The organism is Sphingomonas sp. HT-1 (assembly GCF_048568905.1).
In the GTDB taxonomy this organism is placed as follows: Bacteria; Pseudomonadota; Alphaproteobacteria; order Sphingomonadales; family Sphingomonadaceae; genus Sphingomonas.
Map to the genome: position 1 here is coordinate 1,280,448 of NZ_CP183770.1, position 26,476 is coordinate 1,306,923.

Here is a 26,476-nt window from a genome sequence, read left to right on the forward strand (position 1 = left end):
CGGGCAACGTCAACGGCGGCGGAACGGCGGAACCGTCCCGTCGGGTCTGGTCAAACCGCTTCGGAATTGCCAATAGCATGTTGTAACATCCCACAACCTCTGCATGACGCACCGTTTCGCCGACAAGGAATATCCCGTGCCTTCCAACGATTCGCCGATACTTCTCGATCAGGTGACGCTCGCCTATGGCGCACACCAGGTGCTGGACGGGCTGTCGCTCGCGGTGCCCGCTGGCAGCATCACAGCGCTGTTGGGCGGCAACGGCGCCGGCAAGTCAACGACGCTGTCGGTCCTGCTCGGATTCGCGCGCGCAGATGGCGGGCGGGTGGCGATATGCGGGATCGATCCTGCGAGCGATCCGGACGGCGCGCGCAGGCGCATCGCGTATCTGCCAGAGAATGTCGCGCTGTACGAGCATCTGAGCGCGGTGGAGAATGCCGATTATCTCCTCGCCCTTTCCGGCGAGCGCCAGGCGCGCGGCGCCATCTGCGAGGCGCTGGCGGCGGCGGGGCTGCAGGAACGCGCCTGGGATCAGCGGCTGGACGGCTTTTCAAAGGGCATGCGACAGAAGGTGGCGATCGCCGTCGCGTTGCTGCGCCAGGTGCCGGTGCTGCTGCTCGACGAGCCGACCTCGGGCCTCGATCCGCGCGCGACCGGCGATTTCAACGCGCTGGTGATGCAGGTGCGTGATCGCGGCACGGCCGTGCTGATGGTGACGCATGACCTGCTCTCTGCCGCCGACGTCGCCGATCGCATCGCCTTCCTGGAAGCCGGAAGGGTGCGGCACGCCGTGGTCGCCGAAGGGCCCGATCGCTTCGACGTACGCGCGCTGCACGCGCGCTTCCAGGTCGGCGAGGCGCAGGCCCAGGCATGAGCACCGTCCGCCTGATCGCCCGCGACGAATTGCGAATGATGGCGCGCAATCGCGTCGCCGTGATTGCCTTCGTGCTGCTCGTCCTGCTGACGCTGGTGGCTGTCGCCAGCAGCTGGTCGCACCAGCGCGGCATCGCCGACCTGCGCGATCGCCGCGCCCATGCCGCCGAAGCGGCGTTTCAGGGCCAGCCCGATCGCCATCCACACCGCGTCGTCCATTACGGCCACTTCATCTTCCGCCCGCTGGGGCCGCTCGCCGCGTTCGATCCCGGCGTCGACGCCTTCACCGGCAACAGCATGTTCCTGGAAGGGCATCGCCAGAACACCGCCAATTTCGGCGATGTCCGGCAGAGTTCGCTGCTCGTCCGCTTCGGCCAGTTGACCCCTGCGTTCGTGCTGCAGGTCGTCGCGCCGCTGCTGCTGGTCTTCCTGGGCTATGGCGCGCTTGCCCGCGAGACCGAGCGTGGCACGATGCGGCTGCTGATGCTTCAGGGAGTCACGCGCGCGCAGATCGTCGCGGGCAAGCTGCTCGCGCTCGCCACTGTGGCGCTGCTCGCCGCGCTGCCGGCGATGCTCGGCTTCGCGCTGATTGCAGGCCAGCCGGGTGCGCTCGCGCTGCCGATGCTGGTGATCGCGCTCGGCTATCTGGTCTATCTCGCGCTTTGGGTGCTGCTCATCCTGCTCGTTTCGGCGCTGGTTCGCTGCAGCCGCGATGCGCTGCTTGCCCTGGTTGCGCTCTGGGCCGTCGCTGTGGTGCTGCTGCCGCGCGTCGCGCCGGACGTGGCGAGCGCCGCCGTGCCGCTGCAGAACCGCCTGCAGACCGATATCGCCATTGCCCGCGACCTTCGTCGCATGGGCGACAGCCACAACCCGGAGGATCCGCATTTCGCTAAGTTCAAGCAGGCGGTGCTCGCCCGCTACGGCGTGACGCGAGTCGAGGATCTGCCGGTCAACTACAAGGGCCTGCTGGGCGTCGAGGGGGAGCGCCTGACGTCCGCGCTGTTCGATCGCTACGCCGGGCAGAGCTATGCCGCCCAGGCGCGGCAGAACGCGATCGTCGACGGCGTTTCGCTGTTCAGCCCCGCCATCGCCATCCGTTCGCTGTCGATGGCCGCGGCAGGCACAGACTTCGCCGGCCATCGCCGCTTCCTCGAACAAGCCGAGGCATATCGCTACGCATTGGTGCAGCGTCTGAACCATCTGCAGGCGGAAAAGGTGCGGTTCAGCGACGATGCCGCTGTCGATCCGGATGCCGATCGCCGCAAGCGAGTCTCCGCCAGCAACTGGCAGTCTATTCCCGAGTTCGCCTTCGTCCCGCCGAGCGGTGCCGCGCTCGCCCGCGCCGCCTTGCCCGGCCTCGCTATCCTGCTGGTGTGGCTGAGCGTAGCCGGAGCGCTGCTGGCGCTGGCGACCCGCCGTTTGGGAGCCTTTCGATGACCCTGCTCGCCCATGAACTTCGGCTGCTGCTCCGCCAGCGCCTGACGCTTTTCTCGCTGGCGCTGCTCGGCCTGCTCACCGTCGCCGCGCTGACTGCCGGCATGGCCGAGGTCGCCCGCCAGCGCGCAGCGATCGCCGCCATTCCCGCCGCCCAGGCGGAGGATATCGGCGCGATCGCCGCCTGGGTCGATCACAAGAAGGATGCCGGCAGCGCCGCCTATTACAGCTTCCACGCAACCTGGGATCCGCCCTCCCCGCTCGCCTTCGCCGCCCTGGGGATGCGCGACGTGTCGCCCTACATCCTCCGCGTGCGCGCGCTCGGCCTGGAGGCGCAGATCTATGACGGCGACACGTTCAATCCCGAACTGGCGCTGCCCGGGCGGTTCGATTTCGCCTTTGTCCTCGTCTTCCTGGCGCCGCTGTTCGTTATCGCGCTGTTCCACGATCTCGTCTCCGGCGAGCGCGAGGCGGGGCGGCTGCGGACGCTTGCGGCGCTGCCCATGGGTGGCGCGGCGCTGTGGCGTCGGCGCACGCTGTTGCGGCTGGTGCTGCTCTGGGCTGTGCTCGCCCTGCCCTTCACGGTTGCGGCGGCGATCGAGGGCGTCGCCATCGGCGTGATCGGTCTGATCCTGGCGGTGATCGCCGCCTATCTGCTGTTCTGGATCGCGCTGGCGGCGCTGGTCGGCAGGCTGCGTTGGCGCTCGGTCGCGAATGCCGCGACGCTCGCGGCGGCATGGCTGGTGCTGGTGCTGATCCTGCCCACCTTCGCCCATGTCCTGATCAACCAGTCGATACCGGTCGATCAAGGTGCAGAGATCGCCCTCGCGCAGCGCGAAGCCGTCAACCACGCCTGGGATATTCCCCGCGATGCGACGATGCGGCGTTTTTATGCCGCACATCCCGAATGGAAGGACTCCGCGCCGCTCGGCCCCGAATTCCATTACAAATGGTATTTCGCCTTCCACGAAAATGGCGATGCGAGCGTGGCGGCACGGGTACGTGCCTATCGCGCGGGGCTGGAGCGGCGCGATGCCGCGGGGCGAGCACTTGGCTGGGTGCTGCCGTCGGTAGGCGTGCAGGCGCTGCTCACTCGGCTGGCAGAAACCGATCTCGCAGCCCAGCTCGCCTATCAGGATCGCATCCGGGCGTTCCACGCACGGCTGCGCGATTTCTACTATGGCTATCTCTTCCGGGATCGACCTTTCGCCAAGGCCGATTTCGATCGCGCACCACGCTTCGACGCACGATAGCCGCTCGGCCGATCTGCGCGTGTCGCAGACCGGCCGGGGGGTTCAGTTCTGCGCCGCCTTGGCGCCGGGGCGAAGCGGCGGACGGCTCGACGCCGCGGCACGCAGCGCTTCGTCATACCAGGCGGAAAGGTCGCGGTGCATCTCGCCCATCGTGTTCGGATTCAGATACACCATGTGCCCCGCCTCGTAATAGGTGAAGCGGATGTTCTTCTGCAGCTGCGGGTCGAGGAGCATGTGACTCACGTCGAATTCGGCGCCGTAGAAGGGCGTGGCGAAGTCATAATAGCCGTTCATGAACAGCACCTTCAGATACGGGTTGGTCCGCATCGTATAGGCAAGGTCGACGGCGCTGTCGGGCATCAGGTGCGTGCCGCCGTCACCGGGCGCGCGGTGCTTCCAGTCCCAGTCGAAACCGGGGCCGCGCGCGGTCATGCGGTAGGGCATGTCGGTCTTGTAGCCGAGCACGCGGGTCGCATAGTCCTGGAACGTGGCGACGAACGCACCGGTGACGGCTGTCGAGGAGGGATCGTCGGTCGGGCTGTCCGCATTGGCGTCGGTCACGTTCAGCAGATAGCGCGAATCGAGCCGGCCGGTGGCGAGGCGGCGATCGCGCAGCAGTTCGGTCTGGAAGCGCGGCAGCGTCAGCCGCAGGTCGGCACGCAGGATATAGGCTTCGCTGATGCCGGTATATTCCGCCATCTTCCGCGCCACCGCCGCCTTTTCTTCGGCCGAGATCGTCGATCCCTTGGCGAGCGCCGCGGCATAGGTACCGCTGGTGAACGCGCGAACCTCGTCAAGGAACGTGCGCAGGTCGGCCGGTCGGTTCTGCAGCCGGTTATGATACCAGGCGGTGGCCGCCATGGTCGGGAACAGCGTCAGGAAATTCTGGTCGTAGCCGGGCTGGCGGACGCCATAGTTCATGATCGTCGAGAACTGGACCATGCCGTTGAGGCTGAGCCCCGCATCCTCGAGCTTGGCCGCGACCACCGGGTTGCGCAACGTGCCATAGCTTTCGCCGAACAGGAATTTCGGGCTCGGCCAGCGCTCGAATTTGCTGGTGTAGCGCAGGATCGCGCGGGCGAACCCGTCGGCGTCCTGGTCGACGCCCCAGAAATCCTTGCCGGTCTTGTCGCCCAGCGGGCGCGACCAGCCGGCGCCGAGCGCGTCGATGAACACCAAGTCGCTCTTGTCGATCAGCGAGTTCGGATTGGGGCCGAAGCCATAGGGCGCCGGGCGGATATATTCGGGGTTCGCGGTGGTCACGCGAACCGGCGCGAAGCTCCCCATGTGCAGCCAGATCGTCGGCGAACCGGGGCCGCCATTGTAGAAGAAGGTCACCGGCCGCTGCTCGCGCGACCCGCCATCGCGGGTATAGGCGGTGTAGAAATAGGAGGCGGTCGGCTTGCCGTCATCGTCGCGGATGGTCAGCGTGCCGGCGGTGGCGGTGTAGGCGATGCGCTGCCCGTCCACGGTGACCGCGCCGTGGCTGACGGCCGTTGTCTCGTCGACGGAAGGCTTGGCCCAGGCAGCCCCGGCTTCGGCCTTCATCTGCTCGCGGTGGTCCGGTCCCTTGGCGGCAGGCTTTTCCTGCGCCCAGGCCGGGCTGGTAGTGGCAAGCAACAGGCACAGCAAGGCGGTGCGACGCATCCGGAAATTCCCCCTCAAAGTCTTGGCGAGGGAAACTTTGTTACATGCCCGTGATGCAGAAACAAGCCGTCGTTCAGCGGCTTACATCTCGCCGCGCGCGCGACGAATGGCGTACCATTTGGCTACGTTCGCCTGGTGCTGTTCATAGGTTTCGGCGAACACATGGCCGCCGGTGCCGTCGGCGACGAAGTACAGCGCCTTGGAGCGGGCCGGATGCAGCACTGCGTCGATCGAGGCACGCCCGGGGTTGGCGATCGGCCCCTCAGGCAGGCCGCGCATCGCGTAGGTGTTGTAGCCGTTCTTCGCCCGCAGTTCGGATTGCAGGATGCGGCGGCCTAGCGGCTTGCCCTTGGTGATCGGATAGATGATCGTCGGATCCGCCTGCAGCGGCATGCCCGCCTTCAGTCGGTTGGCATAGACGGCGGCTACCGTGGTGCGCTCGGCCGACTTGCCCGTTTCCTTCTCGACGATCGAAGCGAGGATGATCGCCTCGCGCGGACTGTTCACCACCAACCCCTTGTCCCGCCCGGCCCAGGCCTTGGCGAGATAGTCCGTCATGGCCTTCTGCATCCGCCCCAGCACCGCCGCCCGCGGCTCGTCGCGGACATAGGCATAGCTGTCGGGCAGCACCGATCCTTCGGCGGGCGTCTTGGCGGTGCCCGTCAGCGCCGGTGCCTTGGCCAGCGCCTCGGCGACGAGGATCGACGGCATGCCCTCAGGCACCGTCACCAGCCGCTGCAGCGTCTTGCCCTCCTGCAGCATCGCCAGCACCTGCCGCGCGCTCGCCCGCGGCGCGACCTGATACTCGCCTGCGCGGATCGTGCCGCCGCCGCCGAACAGGCGCGCGAACAGCAGGAAGCTTTGGCGCGAGCGGATCGCCCCCGCCTTCTCCAGCGCGCCCGCCGCACGGGAGAGCGTCGCCCCTTCGGGCACCACTATGCTCAGCTCGCGCTGCGCTGGTCCCGGTCCAGCCCATAGCCACCAGCCGCCGCCAAAAGCGCAGACCGCAAGCAGCGCGGCGATCAGCAGGATGCGTGGCCCCCTGCCCCGGCGCGGGCCGGGGCGTTTGCGGGAACGGGCACGCGCGTCCTGCGGCATGGGATCAGATCGCCTTCATCACCAGGCTGGCGTTGGTGCCGCCGAAGCCGAACGAGTTGTTCAGCACGGCCTTCACCTTCCGCTCCTTGGCGATGTGCGGCACCAGGTCGACGCCCGCGCAGTTCTCGCTTGGATTATCGAGGTTGAGCGTCGGCGGCACGATCTGGTCGCGCAGCGCGAGGATGCAGAAGATGCTCTCCACCGCGCCCGCGCCGCCGAGCAAGTGGCCGATCGCCGACTTGGTCGAGCTCATCGACGCGCCGCCGATGTCGTCACCGAACAGGCGACGCACGGCGCCGAGTTCGAGCTCGTCGCCCATCGGGGTCGAGGTGCCGTGCGCGTTGATATAGTCGATGTCGCCCAGCGCGAGGCCCGACTTGCGCATCGCCATCTGCATCGAGCGGAACGCGCCCGAGCCTTCGGGATGCGGCGCGGTCACGTGATACGCATCGCCCGACAGGCCATAGCCGACCACCTCGGCGTAGATCTTGGCGCCGCGGCGCTTGGCATGCTCATATTCCTCGAGCACGACCACGCCCGCGCCCTCGCCCATGACGAAGCCGTCGCGGTCCTTGTCCCACGGGCGGCTGGCCTTGCTGGGATCGTCGCGGAAGCCGGTGGAAAGCGCACGCGCCTGGCCGAAGCCCGCGATGCCGATCGGGCAGACGGTGCTTTCCGCGCCGCCGGCGAGCATGATGTCGGCATCGTCCATCGCGATCATCCGCGCGGCGTCGCCGATCGAGTGCGCGCCGGTCGAGCAGGCGGTCACGACCGCATGGTTCGGGCCCATCAGGCCGTACTTGATCGAGACCTGGCCCGAAATGAGGTTGATCAGGCGACCATGGACGAAGTGCGGCGAAACGCGCTTCGGACCCTTTTCGTGGAGAACGAGCGATTCGCTCTCGATGCCCGGAAGACCGCCGATGCCCGAACCGATCGAGCAGCCGGCGCGGAAGCGCATCTCTTCGGGCATGTCGGTGAGGCCGGCATCCTCGATCGCCTGGCCCGCAGCATCGATGCCGAAGACGATGAACGGATCGACCTGGCGCTGGATCTTGTGGTCGACGCGCTTGCCGGCGTCGAAGCCATATTCATGATCCGCCGGCTTCACTTCACAGGCATAGTTGCTCTGGAAATCCGTCGCGTCGAACTTGGTGATCGTGCCCGCGCCGGACTTGCTGGCGAGGATGTTCTTCCAGGCGGTTTCGACATCGGCCCCCAGCGGGGTGACGAGGCCCAGGCCGGTCACGACTACGCGGCGCATGGCAGTTCTCCAGTCAATTTCTGTTCGGTTCGTTCGTAATACAAAACGGCTCCCCGTCCGCATCGCCAAAGGCACGGGACGGGAAGCCGCCTAGTCGCAATCCTGCCCATCGGGCCGGGAGCGCGTTTCGAGCGTCAGCCCTGCTGATGCTCGGAGATGTAGGCAACGGCGTCGCCGACGGTGCTGATCTTCTCCGCGGCGTCGTCCGGGATCTCGACCCCGAACTCTTCCTCGAAGGCCATCACCAGCTCGACGATGTCGAGGCTGTCCGCGCCGAGGTCATCGGTGAAGCTCGCGGTCGGCACCACGTCCTTGGCATCGACGCCCAGATGGTCGACAACGAGCGCCTGCACGCGGGTGGTGATCTCTTCCTGGTTGGCCATGGTCCCTGTTTTCCTTTGTGATGGGGCTCTGAATCCGTTTTCCCGCACCTAGAATGCCGCCGGGGCGGTTGCAAGAGGGTGCCGCAAGGCACCCGCTCTCGTCAGCGGGAAAAGTCGGCTGAAGCATATTCCAGCGTGTTGAGAAACGCAAAATATTGCGCGAGCAGTACCGCATTGGCGCGGGTCTGTTGCGCTTCATCGGTAACGGCAGCGCGGATCAGGTCCTGCGTCGCCTTGGGGGTCAGCGGCTTGCGGCGCACCTCGTCCGGCAAGGCCGCGAACTGCTGATCGAGCGCCGCCGGGTCGAAACCCTTCGCCTGCACGACGCGCTTGGCGACCGGCAAGCCGACCTCGGCGAGCGCATAGACACCGGACGCAGAGGCGGCGGCGCCGCTCCAGCCCCGCTCATTGGCGCAGGCGGTGGTGGCGTCGTTGAGGCCGCGCGTGACCGCGCTCGAATATTTCGGCCGCTGCCCGGCATTGGCGAGGTTCTGCTCGACATCGGCGGCAAGCTGCGCCTTCACGGCTGCATCGAGCTTTTGCGCGACGCAGCCGATGGTTGCGGGATCTGCCGGACCAGCGAACGCCGGGGTAGCAGTGGCAAGTGCAAGGATGGCGGCAAAAACCAGACGCATATTCTTCCTACTCCACGCCCCCCCGGCTGCTCGGCTCAGAGCATCGCCATCCCGCCGTTCACATGCAAGGTCTGACCCGTGACATAGGCCGCTTCCTTGCTGGCGAGATAGACTACGGCCGCGCCGATATCCTCGCCCTCGCCCAGCTTTCCGGCAGGAATGCGGCCGAGCAGCGCCTCCTTCTGCGCATCCGGCAGAACGTCCGTCATGGCCGACCGGATGAAGCCGGGCGCGACGCAGTTGACGGTGATGTTGCGGCTGGCCAGTTCCTGCGCCAGCGCCTTCGACATGCCGACCAAGCCGGCCTTGGACGCGGCATAGTTCGCCTGGCCCGGATTGCCGGTGGCGCCGACTACCGATGTAATCGAAATCATGCGGCCGAAGCGGGCCTTCATCATCGGCTTGGCGGCGGCGCGCATCAGGCGGAATGCGGCTTCCAGATTCACCTGGATCACCTGCTCCCACTCTTCATCCTTCATCCGCATCGCCAGGTTGTCGCGGGTGACGCCGGCATTGTTGACGAGGATGTCGAGCTTGCCGCCCAGCGCTTCCACCGCCTGCGGCACCAGCGCGTCGACCGCGGCGCGATCGGAAAGGTTGCAGGTCAGCGCGACATGCTCACCGCCCAGGCCGGCGCGGAACGCCTCCAGCTTCTCCGCATTGGACCCCGAAACCGCCAGCGTCGCCCCCTGCGCCGCCAACGCCTTGGCGATCGCCGAACCGATACCGCCCGAAGCGCCGGTTACCAACGCGGTCATGCCTGTGAGATCGAACATGTTCATCCTATCAATCAAGAAGAAGAAAGGGATTGGTTCACGCGGAGGCGCGAAGTCGCGGAGGGATGATGGTCATTCACCACACGTTTCAGCCCCTCTTTCAGGGTCTCGCCTCCAAAATTCAACAGCAGCCCTACGGGCTGCTTCATCAAGCGGAGATAGGTCAGAAGCTGCTTGCTGTGGACGGGAATCAACCGCTCGACCGATTTGATCTCGACGATCAATCGATCTTCCACGAGCAGATCGATGCGAAACGCGCCTTCGAACGATATGTCCTCGAACTCGATGTCCACGGCGCGCTGACGGTCGACCACATATCCCATCCTTGCCAGCTTGCTGGCAAGAATCGCCTCATACACACTCTCCAGAAGACCGGGACCCAACTCCCGATGCACGCGGATTGCCACGTCGATCACATCGCCACTGATCTGGTCGATATCCATCAAGAACCAACCCTCCGCGTCTCCGCGCCTCCGCGTGAACCACTCTTGTCTTCTTAAAGCACCTTAATCAGCGCCTCGATGTCGTCCATCGTCACCACGCTGGTCACGCTCGCATCGGGGCTGATCCGCTTGACCATGCCGCCGAGCACCTTGCCGCCCAGCTCGACGAAATCATGGACGCCCGCATCGAACATCGCCGAAACCGACTCGCGCCAGCGGACCATGCCCGTCACCTGCTCCACCAGCAGCGTGCGGATCGTCGCCGGATCGGCGACCGGCGCGGCGGTGACGTTGGCGTAGACCGGCACCAGCGGCGCCCGGATCGCCACCGCTGCCAGTGCCGCTTCCATCGCATCGGCGGCGGGCTGCATCAGCGGGCAGTGGAACGGAGCCGACACCGGCAGCAGCAGCGCGCGCTTGGCGCCGTGATCCTTGGCGATCGCCACCGCCCGCTCGATCGCGCCGCGCGCACCCGAAATCACCACCTGAGTCGGGTCATTGTCATTCGCGACCGTGCAGACCTCGCCCTCCGCGGCCGCATCGGCGATCGCTTGCGCCTTGGTGAGGTCAGCACCGAGCAGCGCAGCCATCGCCCCCTCGCCCACCGGAACCGCTGACTGCATGGCATCGCCGCGCTTGCGTAGCAGCCGCGCCGTCGTGGGAAGATCGAGCGCACCCACCGCGCACAGTGCCGTATATTCGCCCAGCGAATGGCCCGCGACGAAGTCGGCCTTGTCGGTCAGGCGAATGCCGCCTTCCTTCTCCAGCACCCGCAGCACCGCAATGGCATTGGCCATGATCGCCGGCTGGGCATTGGCGGTGAGCGTCAGGTCGCTTTCCGGCCCTTCGCACATCAGCTTGAAAAGATGCTGGCCCAGCGCCTCGTCGACTTCCTGAAACACCTCGCGCGCGGCGGGGCTCGCTTCGGCGAGCGCCTTGCCCATGCCGACGGCCTGGCTGCCCTGGCCGGGAAAAATGAAAGCGCGCATAGCTGTCTCCTCCTGCGCAAGCGCGTTGATGGGCGAGCGCGTTACGGCGAGACCCGGTACCGATGCAAGTCTCGGCCGCCCCGTTCGCGCTGCCTGGTCAAGCGATGGACCGGCAAACGCGTTCAAGCGCCCCCAAAGGCCGTTCGTATCAAATTGAGCCATGCGCCCAATTCGAGACAATTTACTGAAATTGTTAGGTTTGCAGTCAGCAGATGCGCGCCCTACGCTTTTCTTTACAGCAAGTACGATCAGTGAGTATGCCCAGCAATGAAGTTCAAGACATTTCTCGCCGCGGCGGCGATCACAGCCGCCGCCACCCCCTGCGTCGCGAACGCTGCGGTCATCGTGCCGACGAAATGCACCTCGGTTGCTTCGTCGAGCGGCTGCCTGTTCCTCGGCAACATCAACGGGAACTCGAACCCTCTCAATATCAACGGCTACGTCAATGCGCAGCTGGTCTATAACCTGTACAACAATTTCGCGCCCACGGCGCAGCCCAACATCACGCTGAACTACCTGTTCGATACAACGACAACCGCCGGCCTCATCACCGGGGCCGGATCTTCGTCGGGCACATGGACGACGCCGGGCTATGCGATCGACTATATGGCCATCAAAGCGGGCAACTACTTCTCGCTCTACAAGATCGCCGATCTGAGCAGCGGCAGCTGGAGTACGCGCGACATTCCTTATAACCGCAATCCGCGCGACGTTTCGCACATCGTGTTCTTCGGCACGGCATTGCCGACCGGTGTGCCGGAGCCGGCCAGCTGGGGCATGATGATCGCCGGTGCGGGCATGGCCGGCGCTGCGCTTCGCCGTCGACGGAGCCGCCAGGTTCGCTTCGCGGCGGCCTGATAGCCCTTGCATCCCGCCCCCGTTTTGCAGTAGGGGCACGCGATCGGAGCGGAGCAGCAATGCGCCCGCTCCGTTTGCTTTATCGAGACGACAGCCGGAGGGGCGCCGCACGGGGCGGCGTCAGCGATCGGCCAACAGGAAGAGAATATATGGCTCTTTACGAGCATGTGTTCCTTGCGCGCCAGGATCTGGCACAGGCGCAAGTGGACGCTCTGGCGGAAGCCGCCACCAAGATCGTCGAAGACAATCAGGGCAAGGTCGTGAAGACCGAAACCTGGGGTCTCCGCAGCCTCGCCTATCGCATCGCGAAGAACCGCAAGGCGCACTATGTCATGCTCGAGATCGACGCGCCGGCCGGCGTGGTCGCCGAGCTGGAGCGCCAGACGCAGATCAACGAAGACGTGATTCGCTACATGACCGTCAAGGTTGACGGCCACGAGCAGGGTCCTTCGGTGATGATGCGCAAGGGTGACCGCGAGCGTCGTGGTCGTCGCGAGCGCGACGGCGGTTTCGACGGCGAATAAGGAGCGATAGACCATGGCACGACCGTTTTTCCGCCGCCGCAAGAGCTGCCCCTTCTCCGCGAAGGACGCGCCCCGGATCGATTACAAGGACGTCCGCCTGCTGCAGGGCTTCGTCTCCGAGCGCGGCAAGATCGTCCCCTCGCGCATCACTTCGGTGAGCGCGAAGAAGCAGCGCGAACTGGCCCAGGCCATCAAGCGCGCCCGTCACCTGGGCCTGCTGCCCTACATCGTGAAGTAAGGAGCGGATCCCATGGAAGTCATTCTGCTCGAACGAGTCGAGAAGCTCGGCCACATCGGCGACGTGGTGAAGGTGAAGGACGGCTTTGCCCGTAACTTCCTGCTGCCGCGCAAGAAGGCGCTCCGCGCCAACGAAGCGAACCGCAAGGTTTTCGAAGCCAATCGCGAACGCATCGAGGCCGAAAACGCTTCGCGTCGCGTCGATGCCGAGAAGGAAGCCAAGACGCTCGAGGGCGCTTCGGTTACCCTGATCCGCCAGGCGTCGAACACCGGCCAGCTCTATGGCTCGGTCGCCGTGCGCGATCTGGTCGACGCGCTGGTTGCCGACGGTCACAAGGTGAACAAGTCGCAGGTCGTTCTCGACCGCCCGATCAAGGCGATCGGCCTCTATGAGGTCAAGGTCGCGCTGCACCCGGAAGTTCCGGTGATGATCAAGGTGAACGTCGCGCGTTCGCCGGAAGAGGCCGAGATGCAGGCCCAGGGCGTCGACGTCATGGCTGCAATGTTCGAACGCGAAGAAGCCGGCTTCACCGAGGATTACGATCCCAACGCCGAGCCGGGCGAAATCGCTACCGAAGCTCCCGCGGAAGACGCGCAGGGCTAAGCGAAGCGGCATAGTTCAAGGCAAAGGGCCGTACCGAGCGATCGGTGCGGCCCTTTCCTTTTGGCACCGGCCCAGGCGCGCACCGCTCGCCCGCGTCATAAAGAACCCGTAAAATCCGTGGAACGGCCATTCGGTGCCGCCTACAGCGCCGCACCCGAATCCGTCGGGCCACGGAGACATGCAGTGGAACAACCAGGCAGCGCAGAGCCATCGGCCGCGCACACGCCTCAGGACGGGCCTAGTGCGTTGGCGATCGGCGCCATCGGCGTCGTTTTCGGCGATATCGGCACGTCCCCGCTCTATTCGCTCAAAGAGAGTTTCGTCGGCCATCACCCGCTGGCTGTCGACGCCGCTCATATCTACGGCGTGCTGTCGCTGATCTTCTGGACGATGACGCTGATCGTCACCGTCAAATATGTCGCGTTGATCCTGCGCGCCGACAACAAGGGCGAAGGCGGCAGCCTTGCCTTGCTCGCGTTGATCATGCGCAAGATGGGCCCGACACGCTGGAGCGCCGCCATCACGACCATGGGCGTGTTCGCCACGGCGCTGTTCTATGGCGACGCGATCATCACGCCGGCGATTTCGGTGCTGTCCGCGGTGGAGGGGATCACGACTATCCAGCAAGGGCTCACGCCGCTCGTCCTTCCCGTCACGATCGCCATCCTGGTGGCGCTGTTCGCCATCCAGGCGCGGGGCACGGCGAGCGTGGGCAAGCTGTTCGGCCCGATCATGCTCGTCTATTTCCTGGTGCTCGCCCTTCTCGGCCTTCGCGGGATCGCGGCGGCGCCCGAAATCCTGTGGGCGCTTAATCCTTGGTACGCGGTGCAGTTCTTCGCGTTGGATCCGGCGCTCGGCTTCCTCGCGCTTGGCTCGGTGGTCCTCGCCGTCACCGGAGCGGAAGCGCTGTACGCCGACATGGGGCATTTCGGTCGGCGCGCGATCATGGTTTCCTGGCTCTACATTGCCTTCCCGTGCCTGCTGCTCAACTATCTCGGCCAATCGGCGCTGATCCTGCGCAATCCTGAAATGATCGAGAATCCCTTCTTCCTGATGGCGCCCGATTGGGCTCGACTGCCGCTCGTCCTCCTCGCCACAATGGCGACGGTGATCGCCAGCCAGGCCGTGATTTCGGGTGCCTTCTCGATCTCGCAACAGGCGGTACAGCTCGGCTTCCTGCCGCGGCTGCGGATTCTCCACACCAGCGCCAAGGCAGCGGGCCAGATCTACATCCCCCTGGTCAACTGGAGCCTGCTGGTTCTCGTGGTGCTGCTCACGCTCGGCTTCCGCAGCTCGAGCAACCTCGCCTCCGCCTATGGCATCGCGGTCACCGGCACGATGTTCATCACCGCCTGCATGCTGGGCGTACTCACCTTCGCGGTCTGGAAATGGCATCCGCTGCTCGCCGGACTCGTCACCGGCGCGTTCCTGCTGATCGACGGGGCGTACTTCGCTTCCAATGCGACCAAAATCCCGGATGGCGGCTGGTTTCCGCTGCTGGTGGCGGCAATCGCCTTCGTGCTGCTGACCACCTGGGCGCGCGGCCGCGCGCTGGTGTTGGGGCGGTTGTCGGAGGGGGCGATGCCGGTGTCGCTGTTTATACGGTCTGCCGCGCAATCGGCGGCGCGTGTGAAAGGCACGGCGGTGTTTCTCACCTCCGCACCGGACAGCATCCCGCCGGCGTTGCTGCACAACCTGAAGCACAACAAGGTTCTGCACGAACGCATCATCTTGCTGACGGTCGCGATCGAGCAGGTGCCGCACGTGCGGGCGGCGGAATGCATATCGACCGAGGTGCTGGGCGAGGGCTTCTATCGTGTCCTGCTCCACTATGGCTTCATGGACGAGGTGGACGTTCCGTCCGCGCTCCGCGCCACGCGCGGCTGCGGGGCGCCGTTCCAGCCGATGGAAACCAGCTACTTCCTCGCCCGCCAGACCCTGCTGCCTTCGTCGCGCCCGGGCATGGCGATCTGGCGCGAGAAGATCTTCGCCTGGATGGTGCGCAATGCCGAAAGCGCGATGGAGTTCTTCAAGCTGCCGACCAACCGGGTCGTGGAGCTGGGCAGCCAGCTGGAGATCTGACGCAAAAAAAGGGGCGGCTCGCCAGGGAGCCGCCCTTCAGTCTTCGGGGTGTGCTTCTCTCAGCGGGCCAGCGTGGCCATCTTGCCGGTGGCGCCTTCCAGCTCCACGGGCGATCCGCCTGCGCGACGCCGCTGCAGCCAGTCCTTGAGCAGTTCCGCACAGCTATGGTCGACGGCCTGGAGCTGCGACACGTCCAGCCGCACCGGCGCGCCGCCCGGCACCGACTCAAGCCGGTCGGAAAGCTTGGGCAGCGTGACGAATGTGGCCGATCCTTGCAGTGCGATCGTGTGCGAACCCGCCACTTCGCTCTGGTTCACCTTGAGCCGCAGGCGGCGGAGGTTCGGAACCAGCTCGAGCAGCGAAAGCGCGATGCCCACCAGCACACCGGTCAGCAGGTCCTCGGTCACCACCAGCAGGCAGGTCACCGCCCAGATCGCCGCCGGCAACACGCCATAGTGCGAGAAAAGGTGGCGAACATGCTTCAGGTTGACCAGCTTGACACCGGTGACGACCAGCACGGCGCCCAGCGCGGCCATCGGGATTTCGCGCAGCAGCCACGGCAGCAGCGCGACGAAGCCGAGAATCCACGCGCCGTGCATCACCGCGGACCAGCGAGTCTGCGCGCCCGCCTGCACATTGGCCGAGCTGCGCACGATCACGCCGGTCATCGGCAGCGCACCGGCAAAACCGCAAAGCAGGTTGCCGATACCCTGGGCACGCAGTTCCTTGTTGTAGTTGGTGCGCACGCCATCATGCATCCGGTCCACCGCGGCAGCCGAAAGCAGCGTTTCCGCGCTGGCGATGAACGCAAGCGCGATCGCGGCGGTAATGACGGTCGGGTCCAGCCAGCGCGCGAAGAAGCCGGTTTCGGGCAGCGCTATCGCGGACACGATGTTCGAGGGCACGCTGACGCGGGTCACGTCGAGCGCCAGGGTGAACGCGACCAGCGTCGCCGCCACCACGCCCACCAATGCGCCCGGGATCAGCTTCACCGCCGCCGGCTTGAACTTGTCCCAGCCTACCATCGTCGCGATGGTCAGCAGGCCCAGCCCGAGCGCCATTTCGGCGGATTCGATGCTGGACGACAGGCCGAGCAGCCGTCCCGGCATCGCCGCGAGGTTCTCCAGCCCGCTCGACAGCGGCTTGGCGTCGAACAGCACGTGATATTGGCCGACCACGATCAGCACGCCGATGCCGGCGAGCATGCCGTGCACCACCGCCGGCGAGATCGCGCGGAACCAGCCGCCGACGCGCAGCACGCCGGCGATCACCTGGATCAGACCGGCGAGGATAAGGATGGGCCCGAGCGCGGAGAGGCCCTGTTCGCGCACGAGTTCGAACACGATCACGGCCAGGCCGGCCGCCGGGCCGCTCACCTGCAGCGGCGAACCGGCGATTATGCCGACCACCAGGCCGCCGATGATGCCGGTTACCAGGCCCTTTTCGGGCGGAACGCCGGAGGCGATCGCGATGCCCATGCAGAGCGGCATCGCCACCAGGAACACGACGATCGACGCCGTGAAATCGCGAACGAAGCTCTTGGGCTTGTCCGCAACGGGAGCGGAGGTCATTCCGCGGCCTCCGGAAGCGCGACGTCGCTCGCGAGCCGCTGGCCTGCCGGCAGCGCGACGGGCATGCGATCTTCACGGATCGGCACGAAGCGGCCGGTTTCGCCGTCCAGGCCAAGCACGATGCCGGCCGCGATATCGACGAACCAGCCATGCAGCGCGATTTCGCCGCGCGCGATGCCCGCCGCGACCGACGGATGGGTACGAAGATGCGCAAGCTGCACGACGACGTTTTCCATCGCCGCGGTGCGCACCGCATCGGCATTGCCCAGGTTGCTGTAGCCGCCGTCTACCACGCACTTGGCGGCGTGGCTGTGCCGCAGCCATGCGGCGACGTTCGGCATGCCTTCCAGCATTTCCGGCTTCATCAGCGCCTTCATGGCGCCGCAGTCCGAATGGCCACAGACGATGATGTCGCGGACGCCCAGCGCAGCGACAGCATATTCCACGGTCGAGGAAACGCCGCCATTCTGGGTGGCGAAGGGCGGCACGATGTTGCCGGCGTTACGGCAGACGAACAGGTCGCCCGGCTGCGCCTGGATGATATGTTCCGGCACCACGCGCGAGTCGGCACAAGAGATCATGAGTGCCTTGGGGCTCTGCCCGTTGGCGGCGAGGTTCGAATAGAGTGCGCTCTGGTTCGGGAAGACCTGCTTCTCGAAATCCACCACGCGTCCGATCACTTCGTTCACGGCTAGCTCCTGGGTTCCGGCCCGCGGCGCAGGCACTTCTTCAGGAATCCAAACTAAGCCTGTGGGGTTGCTGCACTGCGGCGCGTTCGTAAGGAAATATTGCTAGGGGTGAACCCGTCGCGTGGGAGGAAGATTTCGGCGCACAATCCGCCGTCCTCGCGGTTGAAGAGGCGGAATCGCCCCCCCTCCAGCTCGGTCGCCCGCGCAACGATTGAAAGGCCCAGGCCGAATCCGACGGTGTCGCGCGACCGCGCCGTATCTAGCCGGACGAAAGGCTGCGTTACGCGCTCCAGATCCTCTACCGGGATGCCCGGGCCATGATCTTCCACGCGCAGCGCGACGCCGTCTTCGCCCGGCACCAGCCGGATGCATGCCTGCCCCGCATAATGCACGGCATTGTCGACCAGGTTGTTCAGCGCACGCTTCATCATCAGCGGCCGCAGCACATGCTCGAAATGGGTCGGCCCGTCATATTCCACGTCGCGGCCGCGATCGTCATTGTCGTCCGCGATCGTCGCGCACAGAACGGCCAGGTCGACTCGGGCGGGCTTCTCCTCGTCTCCCTCGCCGCCCAGAAAAGCGAGCAACGATGCAATCATCGCCTCCATCTCGCCGATATCGGCGTCGATCGCGGCGTGCACGTCCGGATCGGCAACTCCGTCAACGCGCAGCCGCAGCCGCGCCAGCGGCGTCCGCATGTCGTGCCCCACCGCGGCCAGCGCCTGGGTGCGATCGGCGATCAGCCGCTGGATGCGCGCTTGCATGCGGTTGAACGCATTGATCACCCGGCGCAGTTCGCGCGGCCCTTCCTCCGGCACTTCCTGGATGCCGGCCATGCCGACCATGTCGGCCGCCTCCGCCAGGCGGCGCATCGGCAGCAACATGCGGCGCACCAGCACGCCGCTGATCAGGATCAGGGCCAGCGCGGGAGCAAGCGCGAGCAGGATTCGCGCCGATCCCAGGTCCGCCTGGTGCACCTGTTCGCGCGTTCGGAAATACAGCCAGCTCCTGTCCGGCAGCATCAGCGCGCCGACGATCAGCGCGTGCCGGCCTTGCGAGGTGAGCCGCAGCCGCAAGTCCGCGGCGGCCAGGCTGGGCTCCCACAGCAGCACCTGCTCATAGATGCGATCCAGCTCGGGCTGGGTCCGCAGCGCCGGCGGCAATGTCGGCATCCACTGGATCTCGTACCGCGACGTCGTAAGCTCTGCGGCAAACTCCGGCCGGCGCGACGGAACTTGCTCGACGAGCAACTTGCGCGCGATCACGAGATGCTCGGCCAATCGCCGCGCTTCGTCATCGCGCACGGAGAATTGGCTCGCCCGCTCGTACAACAGCGTCGATACGCCGAATTCGACCAGAATGGTGAGCAGCAGGACGGCGAAGATCCGTCCGACAAGGCCCGTGGGTGTCTTGAGCAACGCCCTCAAGCGCGCGTCACAGGCACGTTGAGCGTATATCCCACACCGCGCACCGTCACGATCGGCGCGGCATGGCCCGCATCGGACAGTTTCCGCCGCAATCGGCTCACCAGCACGTCGATGCTTCGGTCGGAGCTGTCGCCCAGCCGCGTGCGCGAAAGCTCGATCAACCGCTCGCGCGAGATCACTCGCCCGGCATGATCGCACAGCGTCACCAGCAGATCGAACTCGGCGCCGGTCAGGTCGACGACGGCGCCGGTGGGCGACATCAGCTCCCGTCGCGGCAGGTTCACGGTCCAGCCTTCGAACTGGATCAGCCCGGCCGGCCTTTCGCTGGGATCCCGCTCGCTGCCGCCACGGCGCAGAACGGCGCGCACGCGCGCCACCAGTTCCCGCGTGCCGAACGGCTTGGGCAGATAATCGTCGGCGCCCAGTTCCAGGCCGACGACGCGATCGGTTTCGCTGCCCTTGGCGGAAATGAAGATGATCGGGACCGAGCTCTTCTGCCGGATTGCGCGGCACAGATCGATGCCGCTGGTGCCCGGCAGCATCACGTCAAGCAGCACGAGATCGATCGGGCCGTTCTCCAGCGCCAGCCACATTTCCGGCGCGGAAGAGGCGGGTCGGACGGTATAGCCATGCTCCTGCAGGGCGCGCGCCGTCAGCGTCCGCAGCTGGGGATCATCCTCAACCAACACGATGGTCGGCAGCGTCAGCGGGGGTTCACTCGCAAACATCGGGCCGCAAATTAGGTACTCCAATGCCGCCGGTCAACGCGGCTGCACAGATTTGCATGCGCGGACATGCGATGTGGCGATCCCGCGAACGAGGCCATGTCGATGGTGACAGATCCGCTGCAGTCGCGGCTGCAAGTAGAACCGCGGCCACCAGAAATACGACTTTTGCGAAGAATACCGGACCTTTACCGGAACGACGTTTTTCGTTCAGCGTGCGGGCGCGAGAACATGGCGATGCTGCAGAAACTTATCCGTCACGCCGCAAAACGACCTCCCAGGGATGATGTCGAAGCCGCGATGGCGGCGTTGCTCGATCGCGCTCCACGGCCACATCGCCGCGCGCCCGAAACCGCGCGACGGTATCGGCAGCCTAACCTCCGCCCGGGGTCTGGCGCGGCAACGATCACGCCGCTACAGCGCGTGCGGGGGTTTCACCTCCACCAACCGTATCGGTGCCCAACGGGCTTGATAGGGAATGCGGTGCGGGCGTGCCCAATGCCGCAGCTGCCCCTGCAACTGTAAGCGGCGAGCGATCGGCCCGGTTGCCATTGGAAGCGATTCCGAGAAGGTGGGCCGATCCGCGATGACCCGCAAGCCAGGAGACCTGCCGATATGGGTCGCTCGTCTCAGGTCCAGGGTGTGGCCAGAGTGCGGCTCGCAGGTCCGTTCGAGCGACAAACGCCGGTGACGTCGGGTGCAACGCGCCCGGCGTGTGTTCGATCGATTCGGGGTGCGCGATGAAGTACGAAGCAAGGGTTGAACATTGCGGGTTCGATAGCGTCGGTGCCTTTCATGCGGCGCTGGCGGAACTGCCCGGTCCCGACGCCCAGGCGATCGCGGCAGCCGCACGGCGCCAGGCGCAGCTGACCAAACCGGCAGGTTCGCTGGGCAGGCTGGAGGAAATCGCGCTGTTCCTCGCCGGGTGGCAGGCGCGCGAGCGGCCGACGCTGGCGGGAGCCAGGGCGTTGATCTTCGCGGGCAACCACGGCGTCGCGGCGCAGGGCGTAAGTGCCTTTCCGGCGGACGTGACCGCGCAGATGGTCGCCAACTTCCAAGCGGGCGGCGCGGCGATCAACGCGCTCACCGGCGCGGTCGGCATCCCGCTGCGCGTGATCGCGCTGGATCTGGATCGCCCGACCGCCGACTTCACCGGAGCGCCCGCCATGGACGAGGAATCGTGCCTCGCCGCGCTCAACACCGGTGCCGCTGCGGTTTCGCCGGGCACCGATCTGCTTCTGCTCGGCGAGATGGGCATCGCCAACTCAACTGCCGCCGCAGCGCTCTGCCTGCGCAGCTTCGGGGGGACCGCAGCCGACTGGGTGGGCCCCGGCACCGGCATCGACCCGTCGGGAGTGCGTCAGAAAGCCGCGGTTATCGCCCGCGCAATGGCATATCATGGCGACGCGCCGATCACGCCGTTCGAAACGCTGCGCCGGCTGGGCGGACGCGAACTGGTCGCCATCGCCGGCGCCGTGGTCGCGGCGCGCCATATCGGCATACCCATATTGCTCGACGGCTATATCTGCTGCGCCGCCATCGCCCCGCTGGCGGCGGCGGTTCCGAGAATCGTTGATCATTGCCTTGCCGCCCATTGCTCGGCCGAGCCCGGGCACCGGCTGCTGCTCGAACGGCTGGGCCTTCAACCCCTGCTGAACCTGAACATGCGCCTCGGCGAAGGAAGCGGCGCCGCCGTGGCCGCTGCCGTGATCCGGTCGGCGCTCGCCGCCCATGCCGAAATGGCGACTTTCGCCGAAGCAGGGGTTGCGAACGGCGCATGAGCAGCTTCGTTGTACACCTGCTCCGCCACGGCAGTACCGAGGCGGAAGGGCGGCTCATCGGCCGCACCGATGCGGCACCGCTGCCAGAGGGGATCGCTGCCTGTTCGGCGCGCGCGCGACACGTGACGGGCGTCGATATCGTCACATCGGACCTGCGTCGCGCCCGCGCGGCAGCGGAGGCGATCGGCGCGTCGAGAGGGGCGGTCCCGCGCGTGGACGCCCGCTGGCGCGAACTGAATTTCGGGGCGTGGGACGGATTGGCATTCGACGCCATCGACGGCCCGGCGTGGGCGGCGTTCCAGGCCGATCCCGCCGGCGGTTCTCCGCCGGAGGGCGAGCGCTGGCCCGATCTTGTGGCGCGCGTTGCCGACGCGCTGGCGGCGATCGATCGGCCGACGCTGGTCGTCACCCATGGCGGCGCGATGCGGGCCGCGCTCGCGGCAACCTGCGCCATCGATTTTCCCCAGCTGTGGAACATCGCCCTGCCCCATGCCGCGCTGCTCACTTTGCGCCTGTGGCCCGGCACTCCCCGTGTCGGCCAGATGATCGGATTGGTTACGTGAAGGAATTCGTGCTCGCCCTGCAGTTTCTCACTCGGCTGCCGCTGCCCGCGATCGATGCGGATGAAGCCGCCTTTGCGCGCTCGATCCGCTGGTTCCCGGCCGCCGGCCTGGTGATCGGCGTGGTGGTCGCGCTGGCCGCGTGGGCCGGCGCGCAGCTGGACCCCTGGTCGGGGGCGCTGGCCGCGCTGGTCGCATGGGTGGGAATCACCGGTGCGCTGCATCTCGATGGTCTCGCCGATCTCGCCGACGCCGGCGGCGCGATCCACAAGGGGCCCGAGCGGCTGCGCGACGTGCTGGCCGATCCGCATGTCGGCAGCTTCGGCGTCACCGCGATCGCGCTGCAGCTGATCGCCAAGCTGGTCCTGCTTCACGCGCTGATCGCCGGCCCGGCGTTCTGGACCCTCGCTTTCGTGCCCGCCGCCGCCCGGATCGGCCCGCTGGCATGGAGCTGGTGGCTGCCCCCGCTGCACGAAGGGCTGGCCAGCCGCTTCCGCAGCATCATCCGGCCTGCCGATCTGATCGTGTGGCTGATCCTGCTCGGCTTCGCCGCGACGCTGGCGACACCCGCGCTGGTCGCCGCGCCGTTGTTCATCGGCGCCTGGGGCTGGCATGTCCGCAGGATGCTGGGCGGCATTTCGGGCGACGGGCACGGCGCGGGGATCGAACTCGTCGAAACTGGGCTGCTGGTAGCCCTGCTGATGGCGCCGCGGATCGGATGACAGCGCCGCTCCTCCACCATGGCGGCAACCTCGCCGCCGCGCGGGCACGCTATGGCGAGGGCGCGTGGATCGATCTTTCTACCGGCATCAACCCGGTCCCCTGGCCGGTACCGGACGATCTGCGCTGGGATTGGCATGCCCTGCCCCAGCCCGCTGCGCTGGCAGCGCTGGAGGCGGCCGCGGCAGCGCATTTCGGCGTCGATCCGGCGCTGGTCTGCGCGCTTCCGGGCAGCGAAATGGGCTTGCGGCTGCTGGGTCTGCTGCTCGGCGGCAGCGCCTTCCACCGCGTGCCCGGGTACCGCACGCACGGCGCCATGTTTGCAGCCAGCACCCCGCTGGCGGCGGACGCGGCGCCGCCGCCCGGCGAGGCGGCGCTGATCCTCGCCAATCCGAACAATCCGTGCGGCACGCTGCAGCCCCGCGCGCGCCTGGAAGCGCAGCTGCGCGATCGGGAAGCGGCGGGCGGCTGGCTCGTCGTCGACGAAGCCTTTGTCGATCCGCATCCGCAGGCGAGCGTCGCCGGCCTGGTCGCCCCGGGCCGGCGGCTGGTGGTCTTCCGGTCCTTCGGCAAGTTCTTCGGCCTGGCGGGGCTGCGGCTCGGCTTCGTGCTCGCGCCGCCGGCGGTGTGTACCCAGTATCGCCGCGCGCTCGGCGACTGGCCGATCGGGGCGGCCGCGCTGGAGATCGCCACCCGCGCCTATCGCGACAGTGCTTGGATCGACGCGACCGGCGCTGCGCTGGCCGCGCGTGCCGCAAGGCTCGACGATCTGATTCGGCGCCATGGGCTCGAACCGATCGGCGCCTCGCCGCTGTTCCGGCTGATCGATCGGGAGGATGCGGGCGGGATGTTCGAACGGCTCGCGCATGCGCACATCCTCACCCGCCCCTTCGACTATGCGCCGCGCTGGCTGCGTTTCGGCCTGCCCGCCGACGATGCGGCGTTCGACCGGCTGGACCGGGCACTGGCGCATGGCTGACCCCGTCGCCCTTGCCGCACTGGCGCTGGACGCCACGATCGGCTGGCCCGACGCCATCTACCGGCGGATCGGGCACCCGGTGGGCGGCTTCGCCCGCATCATCGCCGTGTGCGAACGCGGCGGCAACCGCGAGCACCTGCCCGCTGCCGCGCGTCGGGCGTTCGGGATCGGCACGGTCGGGCTGCTGCTCGCCGTCGCGATCGGCGCCGGCTTGGGGATCGAAGCGATCGCGGCGCGATCGTCGGCGGGCTGGATCCTGGTCGCGCTGTGCGCCTTTCCCGGCCTCGCCCAGCGGAGCCTGTACCTGCACGTCCGCCCCATCGCCGCAGCGCTGACGGCGGGCGACCTGCTCGGTGCCCGCGCGGCGCTGGGCCGGATCGTGGGCCGCGACACCGGGGGGCTCGACACCGCCGGCATCGCCCGCGCCGCCTTGGAGAGCCTGGCCGAAAGCTTCTGCGACGGAATCGTCGCACCGCTGTTCTGGCTGCTGATCGGCGGCCTGCCGGGCCTGTGGGCCTATAAGGCGGTCAACACCGCCGACAGCCTCATCGGCCACCGCGAGCCGCGGTGGCGCGCCTTCGGCTGGGCGGCGGCCCGCACCGACGATCTGATGAACCTGGTTCCGGCGCGGCTTGCCGCGGTGCTGCTCTGCTGCGCCGGTGCGGGCGGCTGGCGCACGGTTCGCCGCGACGCGCACAAGCACGCCTCGCCCAATGCCGGGTGGCCCGAAGCGGCCATGGCGGGCGCGCTGGGCCTCCGCCTGGCAGGGCCGGTCGCCTATGACGGCGTGACTCATATCAAGCCGTGGATCGGCGGCGGCCGCACGGCGGCGCGTGCCGACGACATCGTCCGCGGGCTGCAGCTCTACGCGCGCGCCTGTGCCTTGCTGTGGATCCTTGCGGGAGGCATCGCATGGCTGCGCTGATGCTGCAGGGAACGGGTTCGGACGTCGGCAAATCGGTGCTCGTCGCCGGGCTGTGCCGCGCCCTCGCCAACCGGGGGCTCCGCGTGCGTCCCTTCAAGCCGCAGAACATGTCGAACAACGCCGCGGTAACCGAGGATGGCGGCGAGATCGGCCGTGCCCAGGCGCTGCAGGCGCTGGCCTGCCGGGTGGCGCCCCATACCGACATGAACCCGGTGCTGCTGAAGCCGCAGGCGGATCGCACGTCGCAGCTGATCGTCGGCGGCAAGGTGCGCGGCACCCTTCATGCCGGGAATTTCCGTGCGGCGCGCAAACCCTTGCTGGGCGATGTTCTATCCAGCTTCGAGCGGCTGCGGGCGCAATGCGATCTGGTGATCGTCGAAGGCGCGGGTTCGCCTGCCGAGATCAACCTGCGTGCCGGAGACATCGCGAACATGGGGTTCGCGCGCGCGGCGGCAGTGCCGGTGGTGCTGGTCGGCGATATCGACCGGGGCGGCGTGATCGCCGCGATCGTCGGCACCCGCGCCGTGCTCGATCTCGAGGACGCGGCGATGATCCGCGGCTTCCTGATCAACAAATTCCGCGGCGATCCTGCTTTGTTCGCCGATGGCTATGCCGAGATCGAAGCGCGTGCGGGGTGGCGCGGCTACGGCCTGATCCCGTGGCTCCCGGCTGCGGCCCGGCTGCCGAGCGAAGACGCGGTGGTGCTGGAACGCAGCGCGGACGCAAGCGCCGGCGCCACGCTGATGGCGTGCCCGATGCTGCCGCGCATCGCCAATTTCGATGATCTGGATCCGCTGAAACTGGAGCCGGATGTCACGTTGGCGATGATCCCGCCGGGACAGCCGATCCCGGCAGAGGCGGCATTGGTGATCCTCCCCGGCTCCAAGGCGACGATCGCCGATCTCGCCGCCTTGCGCGAACAGGGTTGGGACATCGATCTGCACGCCCATCATCGTCGCGGCGGCGCGATCCTGGGCATTTGCGGCGGCTATCAGATGCTGGGGCGAACGATCGCCGATCCGCATGGGGTCGAGGGGCCGGCGGGCAGCGCGGACGGGCTGGGGCTGCTGGACGTGGCGACCGAACTCACCCGCGAGAAGGCGCTGCACCCGGCGCAGGGCACTGCGCTGGGCGCCGCCATACACGGCTATGAGATGCATATGGGCATCACCAGCGGCCCCGACACGCTGCGCCCCTTTGCGCAGCTGGGCAACGGTGCGGACGGCGCGCGCTCCGCCGACGGGCGGGTGATGGGCACCTATCTCCACGGCCTGTTCGCGAGCACCGATCTGCGCAGGGCGCTGCTGGGCCGCATCGGCATCCGCTCGGCGGGCGTCGATTATGCCGCGTCGGTCGATGCGGCGCTCGATGCCATCGCCGCCGATCTCGAGGTTCATGTCGACATTCCCGCGCTGATCGCGCTTGCTCAAGAGGCCCAGCCATGAACCATCTGCTCGTTCTCGGCGGCGCCCGATCGGGCAAGAGCCGCTACGCCCAGGCCCGCGCCGAGTCCCTGCCCGGCAGCTTGCTGTTCGTTGCCACCGCCCAGGCGTGGGACGACGAGATGGAAGATCGCATCGCCCGCCATCAGGCCGATCGGGACGGGCGATGGTCCACCCTGGAAGTGCCGCTGGACCTGCCCGCCGCCATCGCCGCGAACGCCGCACCGGGTCGCGTGCTGCTGGTCGACTGCCTCACGCTTTGGACCTCGAACCTTCTGTTCGCCGAACGGGATCTCGATGCCGAGACCGAGGCGCTTTCCGGCGCCCTGGCGCAGGCGTCCGGGCCGGTGATCCTCGTCGCCAACGAAGTCGGGCTCGGCATCGTGCCGGACAACGCGCTCGCCCGCCGCTTCCGCGATGCTGCAGGCCGGCTGAACCAGGCCGTCGCCGCCGCCGCGCAGGAGGTTCAGTTCCTGGCCGCGGGCCTGCCGCTTCGCCTCAAATAAGCAGCGCGAACGGCCATCGCGCTCGCGCTTCGCTCGGGCGCGGCATAAGGA

At 67.2% G+C, this 26,476-nt stretch carries 27 protein-coding genes and 1 riboswitch; of the genes, 15 read left to right on the top strand and 12 right to left on the bottom strand.

Translation table 11 applies throughout. The features are described from left to right. Positions 1 to 103: 103 nt before the first annotated feature. From ACNFJ7_RS05990 to ACNFJ7_RS06000, 3 genes are read left to right on the top strand one after another with little or no spacing between them, the layout of a single operon-like run. Entirely contained in the window at positions 104 to 874 is a 771-nt protein-coding gene (locus ACNFJ7_RS05990) for an ABC transporter ATP-binding protein (protein ID WP_019370112.1), read from the top strand. Further along, complete coding sequence (locus tag ACNFJ7_RS05995) at positions 871 to 2,310, top strand: DUF3526 domain-containing protein (protein WP_019370113.1); 1,440 nt, start codon at positions 871 to 873, stop codon at positions 2,308 to 2,310. The genes ACNFJ7_RS05990 and ACNFJ7_RS05995 overlap by 4 nt, the downstream gene beginning before the upstream one ends. Beyond that, complete coding sequence (locus ACNFJ7_RS06000; RefSeq protein ID WP_019370114.1) at positions 2,307 to 3,560, top strand: DUF3526 domain-containing protein; 1,254 nt, start codon at positions 2,307 to 2,309, stop codon at positions 3,558 to 3,560. The genes ACNFJ7_RS05995 and ACNFJ7_RS06000 overlap by 4 nt, the downstream gene beginning before the upstream one ends. Positions 3,561 to 3,602: 42 nt before the next feature. Here the strand turns inward: ACNFJ7_RS06000 and ACNFJ7_RS06005 are convergent, their stop codons facing one another. The 8 genes from ACNFJ7_RS06005 to fabD all read right to left on the bottom strand — a co-directional run bounded on the left by ACNFJ7_RS06005 (position 3,603) and on the right by fabD (position 10,795). After that, entirely contained in the window at positions 3,603 to 5,207 is a 1,605-nt protein-coding gene (locus ACNFJ7_RS06005; RefSeq protein ID WP_019370115.1) for a S10 family peptidase, read from the bottom strand. A gap of 81 nt (positions 5,208 to 5,288) precedes the next feature. Then, on the bottom strand, positions 5,289 to 6,305 hold the full coding sequence (mltG, locus tag ACNFJ7_RS06010; RefSeq protein ID WP_019370116.1) for an endolytic transglycosylase MltG: 1,017 nt from the start codon (positions 6,303 to 6,305) through the stop codon (positions 5,289 to 5,291). Positions 6,306 to 6,309: 4 nt separating this feature from the next. Beyond that, complete coding sequence (gene fabF / locus ACNFJ7_RS06015) at positions 6,310 to 7,569, bottom strand: beta-ketoacyl-ACP synthase II (protein WP_019370117.1); 1,260 nt, start codon at positions 7,567 to 7,569, stop codon at positions 6,310 to 6,312. A gap of 134 nt (positions 7,570 to 7,703) precedes the next feature. Then, positions 7,704 to 7,952 (bottom strand): acyl carrier protein, encoded by a 249-nt coding sequence (locus ACNFJ7_RS06020; protein WP_010543822.1) that lies wholly within the window; start codon positions 7,950 to 7,952, stop codon positions 7,704 to 7,706. A gap of 101 nt (positions 7,953 to 8,053) precedes the next feature. After that, a complete protein-coding gene (locus ACNFJ7_RS06025; protein ID WP_019370118.1) occupies positions 8,054 to 8,587 on the bottom strand; it encodes a hypothetical protein in 534 nt (177 codons plus the stop codon). 35 nt (positions 8,588 to 8,622) lie between these two features. Further along, positions 8,623 to 9,363, bottom strand: coding sequence for a 3-oxoacyl-[acyl-carrier-protein] reductase (gene fabG / locus ACNFJ7_RS06030; protein WP_026009233.1), 741 nt, complete (start codon positions 9,361 to 9,363; stop codon positions 8,623 to 8,625). Between the two features lie 14 nt (positions 9,364 to 9,377). Continuing rightward, positions 9,378 to 9,806 carry a GxxExxY protein gene (locus ACNFJ7_RS06035; protein WP_019370120.1) on the bottom strand — a complete coding sequence of 143 codons (429 nt, stop codon included), beginning with the start codon at positions 9,804 to 9,806 and terminating at the stop codon, positions 9,378 to 9,380. Positions 9,807 to 9,859: 53 nt separating this feature from the next. Then, the gene (fabD, locus tag ACNFJ7_RS06040; RefSeq protein WP_019370121.1) at positions 9,860 to 10,795 is read right to left on the bottom strand and encodes an ACP S-malonyltransferase; all 936 of its coding nucleotides are present in this window, start codon (positions 10,793 to 10,795) and stop codon (positions 9,860 to 9,862) included. A gap of 267 nt (positions 10,796 to 11,062) precedes the next feature. Between fabD and ACNFJ7_RS06045 the strand changes: the two genes are divergently transcribed. The 5 genes from ACNFJ7_RS06045 to ACNFJ7_RS06065 all read left to right on the top strand — a co-directional run bounded on the left by ACNFJ7_RS06045 (position 11,063) and on the right by ACNFJ7_RS06065 (position 15,100). Further along, positions 11,063 to 11,653: a PEPxxWA-CTERM sorting domain-containing protein gene (locus ACNFJ7_RS06045; protein WP_019370122.1), complete on the top strand. Its 591-nt coding sequence runs from the start codon at positions 11,063 to 11,065 to the stop codon at positions 11,651 to 11,653. A 149-nt stretch (positions 11,654 to 11,802) separates the two neighbouring features. Continuing rightward, entirely contained in the window at positions 11,803 to 12,177 is a 375-nt protein-coding gene (rpsF, locus tag ACNFJ7_RS06050; protein WP_019370123.1) for a 30S ribosomal protein S6, read from the top strand. Positions 12,178 to 12,190: 13 nt separating this feature from the next. Next, entirely contained in the window at positions 12,191 to 12,415 is a 225-nt protein-coding gene (rpsR, locus tag ACNFJ7_RS06055) for a 30S ribosomal protein S18 (protein WP_010543816.1), read from the top strand. Positions 12,416 to 12,427: 12 nt separating this feature from the next. Further along, positions 12,428 to 13,018, top strand: coding sequence for a 50S ribosomal protein L9 (gene rplI / locus ACNFJ7_RS06060; RefSeq protein WP_019370124.1), 591 nt, complete (start codon positions 12,428 to 12,430; stop codon positions 13,016 to 13,018). Positions 13,019 to 13,201: 183 nt separating this feature from the next. After that, positions 13,202 to 15,100, top strand: a complete 1,899-nt coding sequence (locus ACNFJ7_RS06065) for a potassium transporter Kup (RefSeq protein ID WP_050990180.1) — start codon at positions 13,202 to 13,204, stop codon at positions 15,098 to 15,100. A gap of 59 nt (positions 15,101 to 15,159) precedes the next feature. Here ACNFJ7_RS06065 and ACNFJ7_RS06070 read toward each other — a convergent pair whose 3' ends face one another. Genes ACNFJ7_RS06070 through ACNFJ7_RS06085 form a run of 4 tightly spaced genes read right to left on the bottom strand, consistent with a single transcriptional unit; the run spans position 15,160 to position 19,494 of the window. Then, on the bottom strand, positions 15,160 to 16,671 hold the full coding sequence (locus ACNFJ7_RS06070) for a SulP family inorganic anion transporter (protein WP_019370126.1): 1,512 nt from the start codon (positions 16,669 to 16,671) through the stop codon (positions 15,160 to 15,162). Continuing rightward, positions 16,668 to 17,360, bottom strand: coding sequence for a carbonic anhydrase (locus ACNFJ7_RS06075; protein ID WP_026009234.1), 693 nt, complete (start codon positions 17,358 to 17,360; stop codon positions 16,668 to 16,670). The genes ACNFJ7_RS06070 and ACNFJ7_RS06075 overlap by 4 nt, the downstream gene beginning before the upstream one ends. Before the next feature lie 53 nt (positions 17,361 to 17,413). Continuing rightward, entirely contained in the window at positions 17,414 to 18,778 is a 1,365-nt protein-coding gene (locus tag ACNFJ7_RS06080) for an ATP-binding protein (protein WP_019370128.1), read from the bottom strand. Between the two features lie 5 nt (positions 18,779 to 18,783). Beyond that, complete coding sequence (locus ACNFJ7_RS06085) at positions 18,784 to 19,494, bottom strand: response regulator (protein ID WP_026009235.1); 711 nt, start codon at positions 19,492 to 19,494, stop codon at positions 18,784 to 18,786. A 454-nt stretch (positions 19,495 to 19,948) separates the two neighbouring features. Continuing rightward, positions 19,949 to 20,142, top strand: a riboswitch (cobalamin riboswitch). A gap of 110 nt (positions 20,143 to 20,252) precedes the next feature. Between ACNFJ7_RS06085 and cobT the strand changes: the two genes are divergently transcribed. The 7 genes from cobT to cobU are packed head-to-tail and all read left to right on the top strand — an operon-like array spanning position 20,253 to position 26,425. Beyond that, positions 20,253 to 21,293: a nicotinate-nucleotide--dimethylbenzimidazole phosphoribosyltransferase gene (cobT, locus tag ACNFJ7_RS06090; protein WP_019370131.1), complete on the top strand. Its 1,041-nt coding sequence runs from the start codon at positions 20,253 to 20,255 to the stop codon at positions 21,291 to 21,293. Beyond that, positions 21,290 to 21,856: a histidine phosphatase family protein gene (locus ACNFJ7_RS06095; protein WP_019370132.1), complete on the top strand. Its 567-nt coding sequence runs from the start codon at positions 21,290 to 21,292 to the stop codon at positions 21,854 to 21,856. Before cobT ends, ACNFJ7_RS06095 begins: the two co-directional genes overlap by 4 nt. Further along, positions 21,853 to 22,575 carry an adenosylcobinamide-GDP ribazoletransferase gene (gene cobS, locus ACNFJ7_RS06100; RefSeq protein WP_019370133.1) on the top strand — a complete coding sequence of 241 codons (723 nt, stop codon included), beginning with the start codon at positions 21,853 to 21,855 and terminating at the stop codon, positions 22,573 to 22,575. The genes ACNFJ7_RS06095 and cobS overlap by 4 nt, the downstream gene beginning before the upstream one ends. Beyond that, on the top strand, positions 22,572 to 23,552 hold the full coding sequence (locus ACNFJ7_RS06105) for an aminotransferase class I/II-fold pyridoxal phosphate-dependent enzyme (protein WP_019370134.1): 981 nt from the start codon (positions 22,572 to 22,574) through the stop codon (positions 23,550 to 23,552). The genes cobS and ACNFJ7_RS06105 overlap by 4 nt, the downstream gene beginning before the upstream one ends. Next, positions 23,545 to 24,477, top strand: a complete 933-nt coding sequence (gene cbiB / locus ACNFJ7_RS06110) for an adenosylcobinamide-phosphate synthase CbiB (RefSeq protein ID WP_152997871.1) — start codon at positions 23,545 to 23,547, stop codon at positions 24,475 to 24,477. Before ACNFJ7_RS06105 ends, cbiB begins: the two co-directional genes overlap by 8 nt. Continuing rightward, positions 24,465 to 25,922, top strand: coding sequence for a cobyric acid synthase (locus ACNFJ7_RS06115; RefSeq protein WP_019370136.1), 1,458 nt, complete (start codon positions 24,465 to 24,467; stop codon positions 25,920 to 25,922). The genes cbiB and ACNFJ7_RS06115 overlap by 13 nt, the downstream gene beginning before the upstream one ends. Then, positions 25,919 to 26,425 (top strand): bifunctional adenosylcobinamide kinase/adenosylcobinamide-phosphate guanylyltransferase, encoded by a 507-nt coding sequence (cobU, locus tag ACNFJ7_RS06120; RefSeq protein WP_019370137.1) that lies wholly within the window; start codon positions 25,919 to 25,921, stop codon positions 26,423 to 26,425. Before ACNFJ7_RS06115 ends, cobU begins: the two co-directional genes overlap by 4 nt. Positions 26,426 to 26,476 lie beyond the last annotated feature (51 nt).

Bases quoted from the DNA above. Each gene is read 5' to 3' on its own strand.
- ACNFJ7_RS05990 (WP_019370112.1), top strand. From the start codon at position 104: ATGACGCACCGTTTCGCCGACAAGGAATATCCCGTGCCTTCCAACGAT.
- ACNFJ7_RS05995 (WP_019370113.1), top strand. From the start codon at position 871: ATGAGCACCGTCCGCCTGATCGCCCGCGACGAATTGCGAATGATGGCG.
- ACNFJ7_RS06000 (WP_019370114.1), top strand. From the start codon at position 2,307: ATGACCCTGCTCGCCCATGAACTTCGGCTGCTGCTCCGCCAGCGCCTG.
- ACNFJ7_RS06005 (WP_019370115.1), bottom strand. From the start codon at position 5,207: ATGCGTCGCACCGCCTTGCTGTGCCTGTTGCTTGCCACTACCAGCCCG.
- mltG (WP_019370116.1), bottom strand. From the start codon at position 6,305: ATGCCGCAGGACGCGCGTGCCCGTTCCCGCAAACGCCCCGGCCCGCGC.
- fabF (WP_019370117.1), bottom strand. From the start codon at position 7,569: ATGCGCCGCGTAGTCGTGACCGGCCTGGGCCTCGTCACCCCGCTGGGG.
- ACNFJ7_RS06020 (WP_010543822.1), bottom strand. From the start codon at position 7,952: ATGGCCAACCAGGAAGAGATCACCACCCGCGTGCAGGCGCTCGTTGTC.
- ACNFJ7_RS06025 (WP_019370118.1), bottom strand. From the start codon at position 8,587: ATGCGTCTGGTTTTTGCCGCCATCCTTGCACTTGCCACTGCTACCCCG.
- fabG (WP_026009233.1), bottom strand. From the start codon at position 9,363: ATGTTCGATCTCACAGGCATGACCGCGTTGGTAACCGGCGCTTCGGGC.
- ACNFJ7_RS06035 (WP_019370120.1), bottom strand. From the start codon at position 9,806: ATGGATATCGACCAGATCAGTGGCGATGTGATCGACGTGGCAATCCGC.
- fabD (WP_019370121.1), bottom strand. From the start codon at position 10,795: ATGCGCGCTTTCATTTTTCCCGGCCAGGGCAGCCAGGCCGTCGGCATG.
- ACNFJ7_RS06045 (WP_019370122.1), top strand. From the start codon at position 11,063: ATGAAGTTCAAGACATTTCTCGCCGCGGCGGCGATCACAGCCGCCGCC.
- rpsF (WP_019370123.1), top strand. From the start codon at position 11,803: ATGGCTCTTTACGAGCATGTGTTCCTTGCGCGCCAGGATCTGGCACAG.
- rpsR (WP_010543816.1), top strand. From the start codon at position 12,191: ATGGCACGACCGTTTTTCCGCCGCCGCAAGAGCTGCCCCTTCTCCGCG.
- rplI (WP_019370124.1), top strand. From the start codon at position 12,428: ATGGAAGTCATTCTGCTCGAACGAGTCGAGAAGCTCGGCCACATCGGC.
- ACNFJ7_RS06070 (WP_019370126.1), bottom strand. From the start codon at position 16,671: ATGACCTCCGCTCCCGTTGCGGACAAGCCCAAGAGCTTCGTTCGCGAT.
- cobT (WP_019370131.1), top strand. From the start codon at position 20,253: ATGAAGTACGAAGCAAGGGTTGAACATTGCGGGTTCGATAGCGTCGGT.
- ACNFJ7_RS06095 (WP_019370132.1), top strand. From the start codon at position 21,290: ATGAGCAGCTTCGTTGTACACCTGCTCCGCCACGGCAGTACCGAGGCG.
- ACNFJ7_RS06105 (WP_019370134.1), top strand. From the start codon at position 22,572: ATGACAGCGCCGCTCCTCCACCATGGCGGCAACCTCGCCGCCGCGCGG.
- cbiB (WP_152997871.1), top strand. From the start codon at position 23,545: ATGGCTGACCCCGTCGCCCTTGCCGCACTGGCGCTGGACGCCACGATC.
- ACNFJ7_RS06115 (WP_019370136.1), top strand. From the start codon at position 24,465: ATGGCTGCGCTGATGCTGCAGGGAACGGGTTCGGACGTCGGCAAATCG.
- cobU (WP_019370137.1), top strand. From the start codon at position 25,919: ATGAACCATCTGCTCGTTCTCGGCGGCGCCCGATCGGGCAAGAGCCGC.